The organism is Saccharothrix longispora, from assembly GCF_031455225.1.
Classification (GTDB): Bacteria; Actinomycetota; Actinomycetes; order Mycobacteriales; family Pseudonocardiaceae; genus Actinosynnema; species Actinosynnema longispora.
Genome location: NZ_JAVDSG010000001.1, coordinates 6,288,119 through 6,299,936, shown reverse-complemented (window position 1 = coordinate 6,299,936; position 11,818 = coordinate 6,288,119). Strand labels below are relative to the sequence as shown.

At 72.3% G+C, this 11,818-nt stretch carries 13 protein-coding genes; 9 read left to right on the top strand and 4 right to left on the bottom strand.

The genetic code is table 11. The features are described from left to right. Window positions 1-14: 14 nt before the first annotated feature. Window positions 15-968 carry a M64 family metallopeptidase gene (locus tag J2S66_RS26705; RefSeq protein ID WP_310310034.1) on the bottom strand — a complete coding sequence of 318 codons (954 nt, stop codon included), beginning with the start codon at window positions 966-968 and terminating at the stop codon, window positions 15-17. A 160-nt stretch (window positions 969-1,128) separates the two neighbouring features. Between J2S66_RS26705 and J2S66_RS26700 the strand changes: the two genes are divergently transcribed. The 4 genes from J2S66_RS26700 (at window position 1,129) to J2S66_RS26685 (ending at window position 6,107) form a co-directional block, all read left to right on the top strand. Further along, window positions 1,129-1,905 carry a cytochrome c biogenesis CcdA family protein gene (locus J2S66_RS26700; protein ID WP_310310033.1) on the top strand — a complete coding sequence of 259 codons (777 nt, stop codon included), beginning with the start codon at window positions 1,129-1,131 and terminating at the stop codon, window positions 1,903-1,905. After that, a complete protein-coding gene (resB, locus tag J2S66_RS26695) occupies window positions 1,905-3,494 on the top strand; it encodes a cytochrome c biogenesis protein ResB (RefSeq protein WP_310310032.1) in 1,590 nt (529 codons plus the stop codon). The genes J2S66_RS26700 and resB overlap by 1 nt, the downstream gene beginning before the upstream one ends. Further along, entirely contained in the window at window positions 3,494-4,435 is a 942-nt protein-coding gene (gene ccsB, locus J2S66_RS26690) for a c-type cytochrome biogenesis protein CcsB (RefSeq protein WP_310310031.1), read from the top strand. Before resB ends, ccsB begins: the two co-directional genes overlap by 1 nt. A 178-nt stretch (window positions 4,436-4,613) precedes the next feature. After that, complete coding sequence (locus tag J2S66_RS26685; protein WP_310310030.1) at window positions 4,614-6,107, top strand: nucleotide-binding protein; 1,494 nt, start codon at window positions 4,614-4,616, stop codon at window positions 6,105-6,107. A 38-nt stretch (window positions 6,108-6,145) separates the two neighbouring features. Here the strand turns inward: J2S66_RS26685 and J2S66_RS26680 are convergent, their stop codons facing one another. Further along, window positions 6,146-6,328, bottom strand: a complete 183-nt coding sequence (locus J2S66_RS26680) for a hypothetical protein (protein WP_306743757.1) — start codon at window positions 6,326-6,328, stop codon at window positions 6,146-6,148. 52 nt (window positions 6,329-6,380) lie between these two features. Continuing rightward, window positions 6,381-6,590 carry a BldC family transcriptional regulator gene (locus J2S66_RS26675; protein WP_306744521.1) on the bottom strand — a complete coding sequence of 70 codons (210 nt, stop codon included), beginning with the start codon at window positions 6,588-6,590 and terminating at the stop codon, window positions 6,381-6,383. Between the two features lie 157 nt (window positions 6,591-6,747). Here J2S66_RS26675 and J2S66_RS26670 point away from each other — a divergent pair, with 157 nt between their 5' ends. The 3 genes from J2S66_RS26670 to J2S66_RS26660 all read left to right on the top strand — a co-directional run bounded on the left by J2S66_RS26670 (window position 6,748) and on the right by J2S66_RS26660 (window position 9,168). Beyond that, a complete protein-coding gene (locus J2S66_RS26670; protein WP_310310029.1) occupies window positions 6,748-7,230 on the top strand; it encodes an Lrp/AsnC family transcriptional regulator in 483 nt (160 codons plus the stop codon). Window positions 7,231-7,241: 11 nt separating this feature from the next. Next, window positions 7,242-7,511, top strand: coding sequence for a DUF4229 domain-containing protein (locus J2S66_RS26665; RefSeq protein WP_306743755.1), 270 nt, complete (start codon window positions 7,242-7,244; stop codon window positions 7,509-7,511). A 487-nt stretch (window positions 7,512-7,998) separates the two neighbouring features. Continuing rightward, complete coding sequence (locus J2S66_RS26660; protein ID WP_310310028.1) at window positions 7,999-9,168, top strand: S1 family peptidase; 1,170 nt, start codon at window positions 7,999-8,001, stop codon at window positions 9,166-9,168. Window positions 9,169-9,204: 36 nt separating this feature from the next. Here the strand turns inward: J2S66_RS26660 and J2S66_RS26655 are convergent, their stop codons facing one another. After that, the gene (locus J2S66_RS26655) at window positions 9,205-10,200 is read right to left on the bottom strand and encodes an ADP-ribosylglycohydrolase family protein (protein ID WP_310310027.1); all 996 of its coding nucleotides are present in this window, start codon (window positions 10,198-10,200) and stop codon (window positions 9,205-9,207) included. Between the two features lie 68 nt (window positions 10,201-10,268). Between J2S66_RS26655 and cds1 the strand changes: the two genes are divergently transcribed. Continuing rightward, the gene (cds1, locus tag J2S66_RS26650; protein ID WP_310310026.1) at window positions 10,269-11,318 is read left to right on the top strand and encodes an L-cysteine desulfhydrase Cds1; all 1,050 of its coding nucleotides are present in this window, start codon (window positions 10,269-10,271) and stop codon (window positions 11,316-11,318) included. A 101-nt stretch (window positions 11,319-11,419) separates the two neighbouring features. Continuing rightward, on the top strand, window positions 11,420-11,818 hold the full coding sequence (locus J2S66_RS26645; protein ID WP_306743749.1) for a hypothetical protein: 399 nt from the start codon (window positions 11,420-11,422) through the stop codon (window positions 11,816-11,818).

Genomic DNA, 11,818 nt, shown 5'->3' with positions numbered 1-11,818 from the left:
GCGGTTCCGGGGGCTCAGGGCAGCTCGGGGACCCTGGCCCGGAAGGCGTCGACCATCGCGTCCCGGCCGACGAGGTTGAACTCGCGGCCGAGCGTGCGCATGATCGAGTCCGAGGTGGGTCGGTAGAGCCCGGTCCGGTGGTACTTCGCGCCGGTGAACGCGCCGACCGCGCCCCCGTCGGGTGACGGCTGCCCCAGGTAGGCCGACCACTTCGCGCCGGTCGGGTCCTTGGTCACGTTGACCTCGGTCGGCTCGGCCCCGCTGTACGCCTCGTACGGGTAGTCGTACTCGTCGGCCAGGCCGCCGATGGAGTGGCCCAGCTCGTGCACGGCGATCTGCCCGGCCTGGGCGTTCCCGCCCGCCGCCGTGGCCACGCCACCGCCCGCGCCGCCGTACTTCGCGGTGTTGCCGAGCGCGATGACCTGGTCGGCCCCCGGTGCGAGCGCGGCGAACTGGGTGGCCTTGGTCTGGTTCACGCACAGCAGCCGCTCGGTCTGGAGGTCGCGCCCCTGGCACCAGAAGCCCATGTCGAGCGCGGTGTCGCGGGCGCTGCCGAGCGCCGGGTCGTTGTCCACGCCGGACTCGTTCGAGACGACGTCGACCCGCCACACGTTGAAGTACCGCTGGTAGGACTTGAAGGGCTCGACCGCGGACAGCTCGTCCCACTTGTCCACCACGTGCGCGTGGTAGGCGGCGGTCTCCGCGGCGGTGTAGCCGTCGCCGACGAACACCAGGTCGAAGCGCTGCTCGGGGGCGCCGGTCTGCTGGATCGGGACGACGGCGGCCCGCACCTCGGCCGGCGCCGCCCTGCTCTCGAAGGTCCTCGGGACGGCGGTCCTGGTGATCGCGCCGTCGGGGGAGAACACCTCCATCCACTCCACGTCGGACTCCGCGGCGCCGCCGGGCAGGGGGACGGCGACGACCGCGAAGACCACGGCCAACGGCAGCAACAGCCGGTGTGCGCGCATGGAGGTCACGCTATGAAGTGCGTCACTCACTCACAAGGGTGGATCGTCGGGTTTCGATTCGCCACGAATGGGTATTACCTGACGCACGGGTGTGTGAGCTGGGTCGCGTATAAGGGAGACCGGTGCGCGGCGTCAAGTGCGCCCTACCTACCCTGGACGCGTGAACCCGACCGACCTGGCCACCTCGGGCCCCATCCTGCTCGCCACGGGGGTCGCACTGCTGGCCGGGGCCATCTCGTTCGCGTCGCCGTGCGTCGTCCCGCTCGTCCCCGGCTACCTCGCCTACCTGGCCGGGCTGGTCGGGGCGGAGGCGCCGGCGGTGGCCGACGGGGAGTCGCCCAAGTCCGGCCGCTGGCGGGTCGCGGGCGCCGCGCTGCTGTTCGTGCTCGGGTTCACCGTCGTGTTCGCCCTCACCTCGTTCGTCGTGCTCGGGCTCACCGACCTCTTCTGGCTCCAGGGCGAGCTGCTCCAGCGCGTCGGCGGCGTCGTCACCATCGCCATGGGCCTGGTGTTCATCGGCCTCGTGCCGGTGCTCCAGCGCGACGTCCGCCTGCACCGCGCACCGCGGGCCGGCCTGGTCGGCGCGCCGCTGCTCGGCGGCGTGTTCGCGCTCGGCTGGACGCCGTGCGTCGGCCCGACCCTCTCCGGCGTGCTGATCCTGGCGGGCGGCACCGAGGTCGGTTCGACCACCGCGCGCGGCGTGGTGCTGGTGCTCGCCTACTGCCTCGGCCTGGGCCTGCCGTTCATCCTGATCGCGCTCGGCGCGCGCTGGGCGGTGCGGGTGACCGGCTGGCTGCGCGGGCACGTCCGCCAGGTGCAGGTGTTCGGCGGCGTGCTGCTCATCGCCGTCGGCATCGCCCTGGTCACCGGCCTGTGGGGCGATTTCACGGGGTGGCTGCGGGACACCGTGGTCAGCGACGTGGTGCTGCCGCTCTGATGGTCACCACCGAGACCCCGCCCGCGCCGCCGTCCCGGCGCCCCGCCGGTGCCGCCCTCGCCTTCCTGCGCAACACGTGGCGCGGCCTCACCGCCATGCGCACCGCGCTGACCCTGCTGTTCCTGCTGGCCCTCGGCGCGATGCCCGGCGCCCTGCTGCCGCAGCGCTCGCTCAACGCGACCAAGGTCGACGAGTACATCGCCGAGAACGGTTGGTGGGGCCGGTTCCTCGACGGCCTCCAGTTCTTCGACGTCTACGCCAGCACCTGGTTCTCCGCGATCTACGTGCTGCTGTTCGTCTCCCTCGTCGGCTGCCTGCTGCCGCGCACCTGGGAGTACTTCCGGCAGATGCGGGCCGAGCCGGTGCTGACGCCGCGCAACCTGGCCCGCATGCCGCACCACGCCACCGGCGAGACCACCCTCGCCCCCGAGGACGTCGTCGCGCACGCCGAGCGGCGGCTCAAGGGCTGGCGGCGCACCGTCCGCGTGGAGGCCGACGGCGCGCGCACGGTCAGCGCCGAGCGCGGCTACCTGCGCGAGACCGGCAACCTGGTGTTCCACTTCTCGCTGCTGGGCCTGCTGATCGCCTTCGCGCTGGGCAGGATGTTCGGCTACGAGGGCCAGGTCATCGTGCCCGCCAACGGCGGCCAGTTCTGCAACTCCGGCGTCTACAACTACGACTCGTTCCGGCCCGGCCTGCGCGTCGACGGCACCGACCTGAACCAGTTCTGCGTGAAGGTGGACGGCTTCGACGCCACCTACCTGCACAGCGGCCAGGCCGAGAGCTACCGGGCCGATCTGGAGTACCAGTCCGACGACGACCTGGCCACCGGCACGTGGCGGCCGTACCGGCTGGAGGTCAACAGCCCGCTGCGCACCGCCGGTGACCGGGTCTACCTCATCGACCACGGCTATACGCCGCTGTTCACGGTGACCTTCCCGGACGGCCAGGTGCGCACCGGCTCCGTCCAGTGGCGGCCGGTCAACCCGGTCACGATGGCCTCCGAGGGCGCGACGAAGTTCGACCCGCCGGGCGTCACCGACCCCGAGCAGCGCCGCAAGAGCCAGCTCGCCATCACCGGCCTGCTCGCGCCGACCGCCGTGTTCCGGGGGGAACTGCTCGACTCGGCGTTCCCCGCGGCGGACGACCCGGCGGTCGCGGTCGACGTCTACCGGGGCGACCTGGGCACCGACTCCGGGCGCGGCCAGTCGATCTTCTCCCTCAACCCGCAGATGGTCGAGGAGGGCAAGCTCGTGAAGGTCGCCCGCCAGAACCTGCGCGTGGGCGAGCAGCTGACCCTCGACGACGGCACCGCGATCCGGTTCGACGGCGTCCGCGACTGGGTCGCGCTCCAGGTGTCCCACGACCCCACCCAGGTGTGGGTCCTGGTGTTCGCGATCCTGGTCATCGTGGGTCTGGGGCTGTCGTTGAGCATCAAGCGCCGCCGCGTGTGGGTGCGGGCGGCGGCACGTGAGGACGGGCGTACCGTGATCGAGGTCGGCGGCCTCGCGCGGACCGATCAGGCCGGGTACGGCGAGGAGTTCACCGGGCTCTCCCGCGACCTGCTGGCCAAGGAGGAGAAGAGCTGATGCCGGTCAACTCGGCCCTGTCGACCTACAGCGATTGGACGTACGGCGCTGCCGTCGCGGTCTACTTCTTCGCCGCGGTCCTGTACCTGTTCGAGGCGGCGTTCGCGAAGCCCGCCAAGGCCAAGGCGCGCGAACTCGTGGCGGCGGCGGGCGGTTCGCGGTCCGACGGCACGTGGACGCCCGGCCTCGTGGTGGAGGAGCGGCGCTCCCGCGCCGAGCGCCTGGGCTCGATGGGCCTCGCCCTCACCGTCCTCGGCGCCCTGCTCCAGGCCGTTTCCCTGGTGCTGCGCGGGTTCGCGACCGGGCGCGCGCCGTGGGGCAACATGTACGAGTACGGCTCGCTGCTCACCTTGGCGGCCGTCGTCACGTGGCTCGTGCTGGCGCGCGTGTTCCCGGTGCGCAGGCTCGGCGGGTTCGTGCTCGTGCCGATCGTGGTCCTGATGTTCCTCGGTGGCACGGTGCTCTACGCCGACGCCGCGCCCGTGCAGCCCGCGCTCCAGTCGTACTGGCTCGTGGTGCACGTGTCGGTGATCTCGGTGTCCAGCGGCATCCTGCTGGTGCCCGGCGTGGCCAGCGTGCTGTACCTGCTGAAGTCCTCGGGCCGGGCGCGGTTCGCGAAGCTGCCCGACTCCGACGTGCTCGACCGGCTCGCCTACCGCAGCACGGTGTTCGCGTTCCCGCTGTTCACCATCGGCATCATCTGCGGCGCGATCTGGGCCGAGGCGGCCTGGGGCCGGTTCTGGGGCTGGGACCCGAAGGAGACCGTGGCGTTCGTGTCGTGGGTCGTCTACGCGGCCTACCTGCACGCGCGGGCCACGGCGGGGTGGCGCGGCAGGCCCGCGGCGTGGATCAACACGCTCGGTTTCGCGCTCACCGTGTTCAACCTGTTCTTCATCAACCTCGTAACGACTGGGTTGCACTCGTACGCGGGTGTCTCCTGATCGCGTAGACCACCACCTGTGCGGCGAACGCCCGCCCACGTCACGCGCCTGCCGAGGCTCGCGCGCGGGTGGGTGGGCGCACACCCAGTGTCGAGGAACCGCTGGTGGTTGACTACCGTCGAACGCGTGGGGGTCGGGGACGTCCCGGCCCGTTTTCGCTCAGGGAGGGACCCCAGCGGTGACCGGTCGCTACGAGAATCCTGAGCCGTCGTGGCAGCCGCCGGCCGGCGCGGAGGGGCAGCAGCCCACCCCAGCCCAGCAGCCCAATCCAGCCCAGCAGCCCCACCCGCCGCAGTGGCCCGAGCCGCAGCAGTCGGACCAGCCCCACCCCGAGCCGCAGTACGTCGAGCCGAAGACGGTCTACATCGACCCGTCCCAGTCGGGTCCGGTGCACTCGGGTCCGGTGCACTCGGGCCCCGTGACGGGGCCGCCGTCGGGCGGGTTCCCGGCGCAGGGGCAGCAGTCGGGCGCTTACCAGGTGTCGGGTGGCCCTTCGGGTGCGTACCAGGTGCCGCCGGGGCAGCAGTCGGGCGCTTACCAGGTGTCGGGCGGCCCTTCGGGTGCGTACCAGGTGCCGCCGGGGCAGCAGTCCGGCGCTTACCAGGTGTCGGGCGGTCCTTCGGGTGCGTACCAGGTGCCGCCCGGCCAGCAGTCCGGGCCGTACCAGGTGCCGGGCCAGCAGTACCAGGGCGGGTTCCCCAACAACTTCCCGCAGAGCCTCGCCCCCCAGCAGCCGCCGAAGCCCCAGCAGGCCAACGCCAACGAGGTCACCTCGCAGCAGCTGATCAAGCGGGCGAAGCGGCCGCCGCAATCGGGCTGGCGCAAGACCCTGCACTCGATGACCGGCGGCCTGGTCAACCTGGGCGAGAGCCCGGCCGACCTGCGCCGGCGCGAGCTGATCGGCCGCATCAACCAGCCCCTGCGCGGCTGCTACAAGATCGCGATGCTGAGCTTGAAGGGCGGCGTCGGCAAGACCACGACGACGACCACGCTCGGCTCCACGTTCTCGTCGCTGCGCGGTGACCGGGTCATCGCGGTGGACGCCAACCCGGACCGCGGCACGCTGGCGCTGAAGGTGCCGAGGGAGACCACGGCGACCGTGCGGCACCTGCTGCGCGACGCGTCCCGCATCACCCGGTACAGCGATGTGCGCGCCTACACGTCCCAGTCGCCGAGCCGGCTGGAGATCCTCGCGTCCGAGCAGGACCCGGCGGTGTCCGAGGCGTTCAGCGATGAGGACTACCTGCGCACGGTCGCGCTGCTGGAGCTGTTCTACAACATCGTGCTGACGGACTGCGGCACCGGCCTGATGCACTCGGCCATGAAGGGCGTGCTCGACCAGGCCGACTCGCTGGTGCTCGTCTCGTCCGGTTCGGTGGACGGCGCGCAGACCTCGGCGGCCACGCTCGACTGGCTCGACGCGCACGGGTACCGCGACCTGGTCGCGAAGTCCGTCGCGGTGATCAACTCGGTGCGGCCGGGCTCGGGCAAGGTAGACCTGGACAAGCTGGCCGCGCACTTCGCCCAGCGCTGCCGCGCCGTGGTGCGCATCCCGTTCGACCAGCACCTGGAGGAGGGCGCCGAGATCGAGCTGGACAAGCTCGCCCCGGACACCCGGCTCGCGCTGCTGGAGCTCGCCGCCACCGTCGCGGACGACTTCCCGAACAACTAGGACGCGGTGCGGGGGCCCGCCACGAGGCCCCCGCACCGTCATTCCTCTTCTTCCGGCTTCTTCTTCTTGCGCTGCTCACCGAGCTTGCGCAGGAAGTCCGGATCGTCGTCGGGCGCGATGATCCGGCGGCTGGGGGCGGTATCGACCCGGTCAGGTCCGAACGAGCGCCACAGCAGCACGGCGATCGTGATCGCACCGACCACCGCGAGCAGGTACAGCATGGTCGCCACCTCCTTTGCCACGAGATTACCCGCGTCGCGGAGGTGTGCGGCCTCAGTGCCGGACGGGTTCGGTCGCCTCGGTCGTGAGCTGCGACAACAGCTCCTGGACCTCGGACTCGCGGAACCGGCGGTGCCCGCCGGGCGTGCGGATGGAACCGATGCGGCCGGCGGTGGCCCACCGGGTCACCGTCTTGGGGTCGACACGGAACAGGTTGGCGACCTCACCCGGCGTGAGCAGTCGTTCCCCCGCGTGTGCTGTCACGGTCACGGTGATCCTCCCCGGTGGCGAACAGACGTACCGGACGCATCGTGGCATCCCACCCTTCGGGTACTCGAACGCTTGGGTGATGGTAAAGAGGTAGCAAAGGGACGAAGCGTGCGGTTCGGACATCACCGCGGGTGGCCCTAGGCTGTGGCCGGTGGACGCTCTTGATCGCCAGATCATCGCCGCTCTCCGGGTCAACGGTCGGGCCACCTACGCCGACCTCGGGCGCAAGGTCGGCCTGTCGGCCTCGGCCGTGCACGAGCGGGTCGGCAAGCTGGAAGCCACCGGCGTCATCGTCGGCTACCACGCGGTGGTCGACCCGAGCGCGGTCGGCCTGGGCGTCACCGCGCTCGTGAGCATCCACCCCACGGACACCGCGGACGACGACGAGCTCGCCGTCTCGCTGGCCGAGCTGGTCGAGGTCGAGTCCTGCTACCGGGTGGCGGGCGACGAGTCGTTCATCGTGAAGGTGCGGGTCGCGACCGTGGACGACCTGGAGCGCTCGCTGGGCCGGCTGCGCCGCATCCAGGGCGTGGCGCGCACCCGCACGACGGTCGTGCTGTCCACCCGCTTCGAGGGGCGGCCGAACACCGACGAGGCCGGGGACCCGAGGACCGGCCCGGAGGCGGGCGCGTAGCCTGGGTAACCGTGCACCTGGGTCGTGATGTGACGCTCTACATCGGCGCGCGCCTGGGCATGGTCGCCGCGGTCACCGCGCTGCTCGTGCTCGCCAACGTGCCGCTGCTGGTGGCGCTGGCGGTGGGTGTCGTCGTGGCGCTGCCCCTCTCGCTGTTCGTGTTCAAGGGCCTGCGCACGCGGGTCGCGCAGGGGCTGGAGGCCAAGCAGGCCGTGCGCCGCGCCGAACGCGACCGGCTGCGCGCCGAGCTGCGCGGCGACACCGCCACCGGGCAGTCCTGAGCAGCGGGCCCCCGGTGCGGCAGGTCTAGTGCAGCAGGCCCCTCGTTCGCCCCGGGCCACCCGGAGCGCGCCGAGGGCGACGCCGAGCGGGTTCAACCCCACCTCCCGGGCGCCTTCCACATCGGCCCGCCACCGCGCCGAGTAGCGGTCCCCACGGCTGTGCGGCAGCAGCGCGGCGGCGACCCGCACCCGCGCCAGGGCGAGTCGGGTCATCAGATGACCTCCGGTCCCGTCGGGTGGCCGGCGCGTTCGAGGCGGTCGAGCAGGGGGTGGACGCTGCCGGACGTCCGTCCGGTCGCTGTCGAGCGGCACACCGAGCACGTCGACGGTGGCCCGGCCGATCCTGCCGAGCGGTTCCACGCCCCTGATCACACAGGTGGACCAGCGCGCGTCCACCGTCTCGGCGGTACGGATCGGTTCCGTGGAAAAGTACCGTTCTGTACCGCTATCCCGTCAGCTGCCTCCATCCTGCCGAAGGGGCTGTCCAGTGACCCGTTCCCGTGCACGTCGATTAGTCGGCGCGGCCGTCCTCTCGCTCGGACTCGTCGCGACCTCCCTGTCCGCGACGTCCGCGGCCTCCGCCGCCGATCCCGTCGCCGCCACCTCCGCCACCTCCGCACCGCGCGTCGCCGTCGGCATGTCGCTGGCGATGCAGCGCGACCTCGGCCTCACCGCCGAGGGCGTCCAGGCCAGGCTCGCCCAGGAGGAGCGGGCCCGCGCCGCCGAGACCGTCGCGCGCACGCTCTACGGCTCCTCCTACGCGGGCAGCTGGTTCGACCCGGCCACCGGCAAGCTCGCCGTGGCCGTCGCCGGGACCGCCGCCACCGCGCCGACCGGCCTCGACGTCACCGTCGTGCCCGTCGCGCACACCCACGCCCAGCTCGACGCCGCCAAGACCGCCATCGACCGCCAGGCCGGCCGGTCCGCACCGGCGGGCGTCAACAGCTGGTACGTCGACGTCAAGACCAACACCGTCGTCGTCTCGGTCAACCGCCACCGCGTCGACGACGCCGTGACGAAGTTCGTCGAGGCCGCCAGGACCGCCCACCCCGCCGTGCGCGTGGTCGAGGAGGAGCACTCGCCCGTGACGAGGGCCGACGTCGTCGGCGGCTGGCCCTACTGGATCAACTACGGCGGTCGCTGCTCGGTCGGCTTCGCCGTGTACGGCGGTTTCGTCACGGCGGGCCACTGCGGCACGCCCGGTTCCTCGGCCAGCGACCAGGCGGGCGCGCTGCTCGGCCACTTCGCGGGCTCGACGTTCCCCTACTACGACTACGCCTGGGTGCGGGCGAGCGCCGGCGTGAACCTCTACGGGTACATGGAGGGCTACGACGGCTACTGGTACTACGTGCGCGGGTCGTCGCAGGTGCCGGTCGGCTCGGGCGTGTGCCGCTCCGGCTCCACCACCGGGATGTGGTGCAACTACATCCTCGGGCGCGGCCAGACCGTGAACTACCCGCAGGGCGTCGTCTACGGCCTGACCCGCACGAACGTGTGCGCGGAGCCGGGTGACTCGGGCGGCTCGTGGCTGAGCGCCAACCAGGCGCAGGGCGTGACGTCGGGCGGTTCGGGCAACTGCTCGTCCGGTGGCACGACCTACTACCAGGAAGTCAACCCGATCCTGTCGGCCTACGGGCTGTCGCTGATCCTGACCTGATCGGTCCTTGACCCGGTCCCCGCCCCGGGGACCGGGTCAGGCCCGTCCGAACAGCTCCACCGCCTCGCCGGCCAGGCGGTCCACCACGTGCTCCAGCTCCAGCGCCTCCAGCCAGTGCCGCGGGATCGCGTCCACGCCGTCCCGCGCGCCGAGCAGGTTCCCGCACAGCGCGCCGGTCGAGTCGCTGTCGCCCGAGTGGTTGACCGCGAGCAGCAGCCCGTCGCCGAGGTCCCGCGCGGTGAGCGCGGTGAGCACCGCGATGGCCAGCGCCTCCTCACCCACCCAGCCACCGCCGAGCGTCGTCTCGATCACCTCCGGCGTCGGCCGCACGCCCTTCGCGCCCATCTCCACGGCCAGGTCCAGCAGCGCCAGCTGCTCCTGGTGGCCGTCCCACCGGACCAGCTCGGCGCGCGCCACCCCGATCGCGGGCAGCAGCGCGAGCCCCGCCAGCACCTGCTGCACGAGCACCGCGAGCACGCCCGCCGACAGGTAGCCGCTCGGGTGCCCGTGGGTCAGCGCGCCGGTCGCCGCGGCCAGCCCGAACACCTCGCGCACGTCGTCCGACCACAGCGCCACCGGTGCGGCGCGCATGACGGCGCCGCAGCCCTTGGAGTCGTTGATCGGGTCGTCGACCGTGCCCAGCACCCCCGAGCGCAGCGCGGTCAGGCACGTGTTGCCCGGCGCGCGCAGCTCGTGCAGCCCGCGCACGCCCAGCAGCCAGCCGTCCCCGGGCACCTCCGGGCCGCCCTGGGTGCGCAGCCACCGCCCGTAGGCCGCCCGCACCTCGTGCACCGGGTCGCTGCCCCGCCGCCGCGCCAGGACCAGCCCCTCCAGCGTGAACAGGGTCATCTGGGTGTCGTCGGTGATCGCGCCGAGCCTGCCGTAGGCGGGCGCGTAGTCGGCGAGGCCGGACGGGCCGAACCGTTGCCGGACGCGGTCGATCCGGTCGAACTCGATCGAGCCGCCGAGCGCGTCGCCGACGGCGCCGGCGAGGAGGCTGCCGCGGAAAGAGCTGCTCAGGAGTGAGGTCACGCCGCAGAAGTTATCGTGCCGGCGTGAGTACTTCGGTAGATCGATGTTCCCCCCGCACCCGCGAGTGGGTGTGCGAGGCCGTCCGCATCATCGAGGCGGACGCCAACCGCAGCGCCGACACCCACCTGCTGCGCTTCCCCCTGCCCCCGGAGTGGGGGATCGACCTGTACCTGAAGGACGAGTCGACCCACCCCACGGGCTCGCTCAAGCACCGCCTCGCGCGGTCGCTGTTCCTCTACGCCATCTGCAACGGCTGGGTCGTCGGCGGCACGCCCGTGATCGAGGCGTCGTCCGGCTCCACGGCGGTGTCCGAGGCGTACTTCGCGCGGCTGCTCGGCCTGCCGTTCATCGCCGTCATGCCCCGCTCGATCAGCCCGGAGAAGATCGCGCTGATCGAGCGCCAGGGCGGCCGGTGCCACTTCGTGGACGAGCCGAGCGCGATCTACGACGAGTCCCGGCGGCTCGCGACCGAGCTGGACGGGCACTTCATGGACCAGTTCACGCACGCCGAGCGGGCCACCGACTGGCGGGGCAACAACAACATCGCCGAGTCGGTGTTCCAGCAGATGGCGCTGGAGGCCGCGCCCGAGCCCGAGTGGGTCGTGGTCGGCGCGGGCACCGGCGGCACGAGCGCCACCATCGGCCGCTACGTCCACTACCGGAAGCTGCGGACGCGGCTCGCCGTCGTGGACCCCGAGCACTCGGTGTTCTTCGACGCGTGGCGCGACGGCGACGGCTCGCTGACCTCGGCGCGGGGCTCGCGGATCGAGGGCATCGGCCGGCCGCGCGTCGAGCCTTCGTTCATCGGGCAGGTCATCGACCGCATGGTGAAGGTGCCCGACGCGGCGTCGATCGCGACGATCCGGCGCGTCGAGGACGTCCTCGGGCGGCGCGTCGGCGGCTCGACCGGCACCAACCTGTGGGGCGCGTTCCAGTTGATCGCGGAGATGCGCATGTCCCGGCAGCGGGGCAGCGTGGTGACCCTGCTGTGCGACGGCGGCGAGCGGTACGCGAACACGTACTACTCGGACGAGTGGGTCGCGGCGCAGGGCATGGACCTCGTCCCGCACCTGAAGACGCTCGACGAGTTCCTGACCACGGGCGCCTGGACGACCTGACGTCCGTTTGCTCGTGCACGTTTGTGGGAGCGGGGTGGAACGCGCGGCGGGCGCCGCGCGTCGCAGCGGGATCGGCGGCGTGTGTCGGAGAGGGGCGAGCGGTGGGCGCTTGGCGGACAGCGGACGTGCTGACGGCCGAGGACGTGCTGACGAGGTCGGTCGCCGACGCCGACAGGGCGATCCGGGAGGCGGCGAAGCTGCGCTACCCGCAGCGCGAGCCGTCCGCGGACGACGTGCGGCGGGTGATGCAGTACGCCAAGTCCAACGAGGCGTCCCCCGAGCTGCGGGCGCTCCAGCGGCGCATCGCCGGCGGCTACCTGAGCTGGCGGCAGGTGCTGCTGGGCGAAGCCGCCGACGACCGGGGCGTGAAGGCGGCCCTGGAGGCGGACCGGGCCGCCCTCTCCGCCCTGTGCCGGGGCGAGGAGCCGCGCGTCGTCGCCCCCGAACCCGCGCCCCGCGACGACGACGAGCCGCTGTCGTTCACCGAGGACGCCTGGTAG

What these genes read in the sequence shown, in the direction of transcription:
- J2S66_RS26705 (WP_310310034.1), bottom strand. Translation starts at nt 968, where the DNA reads ATGCGCGCACACCGGCTGTTGCTGCCGTTGGCCGTGGTCTTCGCGGTC.
- resB (WP_310310032.1), top strand. Translation starts at nt 1,905, where the DNA reads ATGGTCACCACCGAGACCCCGCCCGCGCCGCCGTCCCGGCGCCCCGCC.
- ccsB (WP_310310031.1), top strand. Translation starts at nt 3,494, where the DNA reads ATGCCGGTCAACTCGGCCCTGTCGACCTACAGCGATTGGACGTACGGC.
- J2S66_RS26680 (WP_306743757.1), bottom strand. Translation starts at nt 6,328, where the DNA reads ATGCTGTACCTGCTCGCGGTGGTCGGTGCGATCACGATCGCCGTGCTG.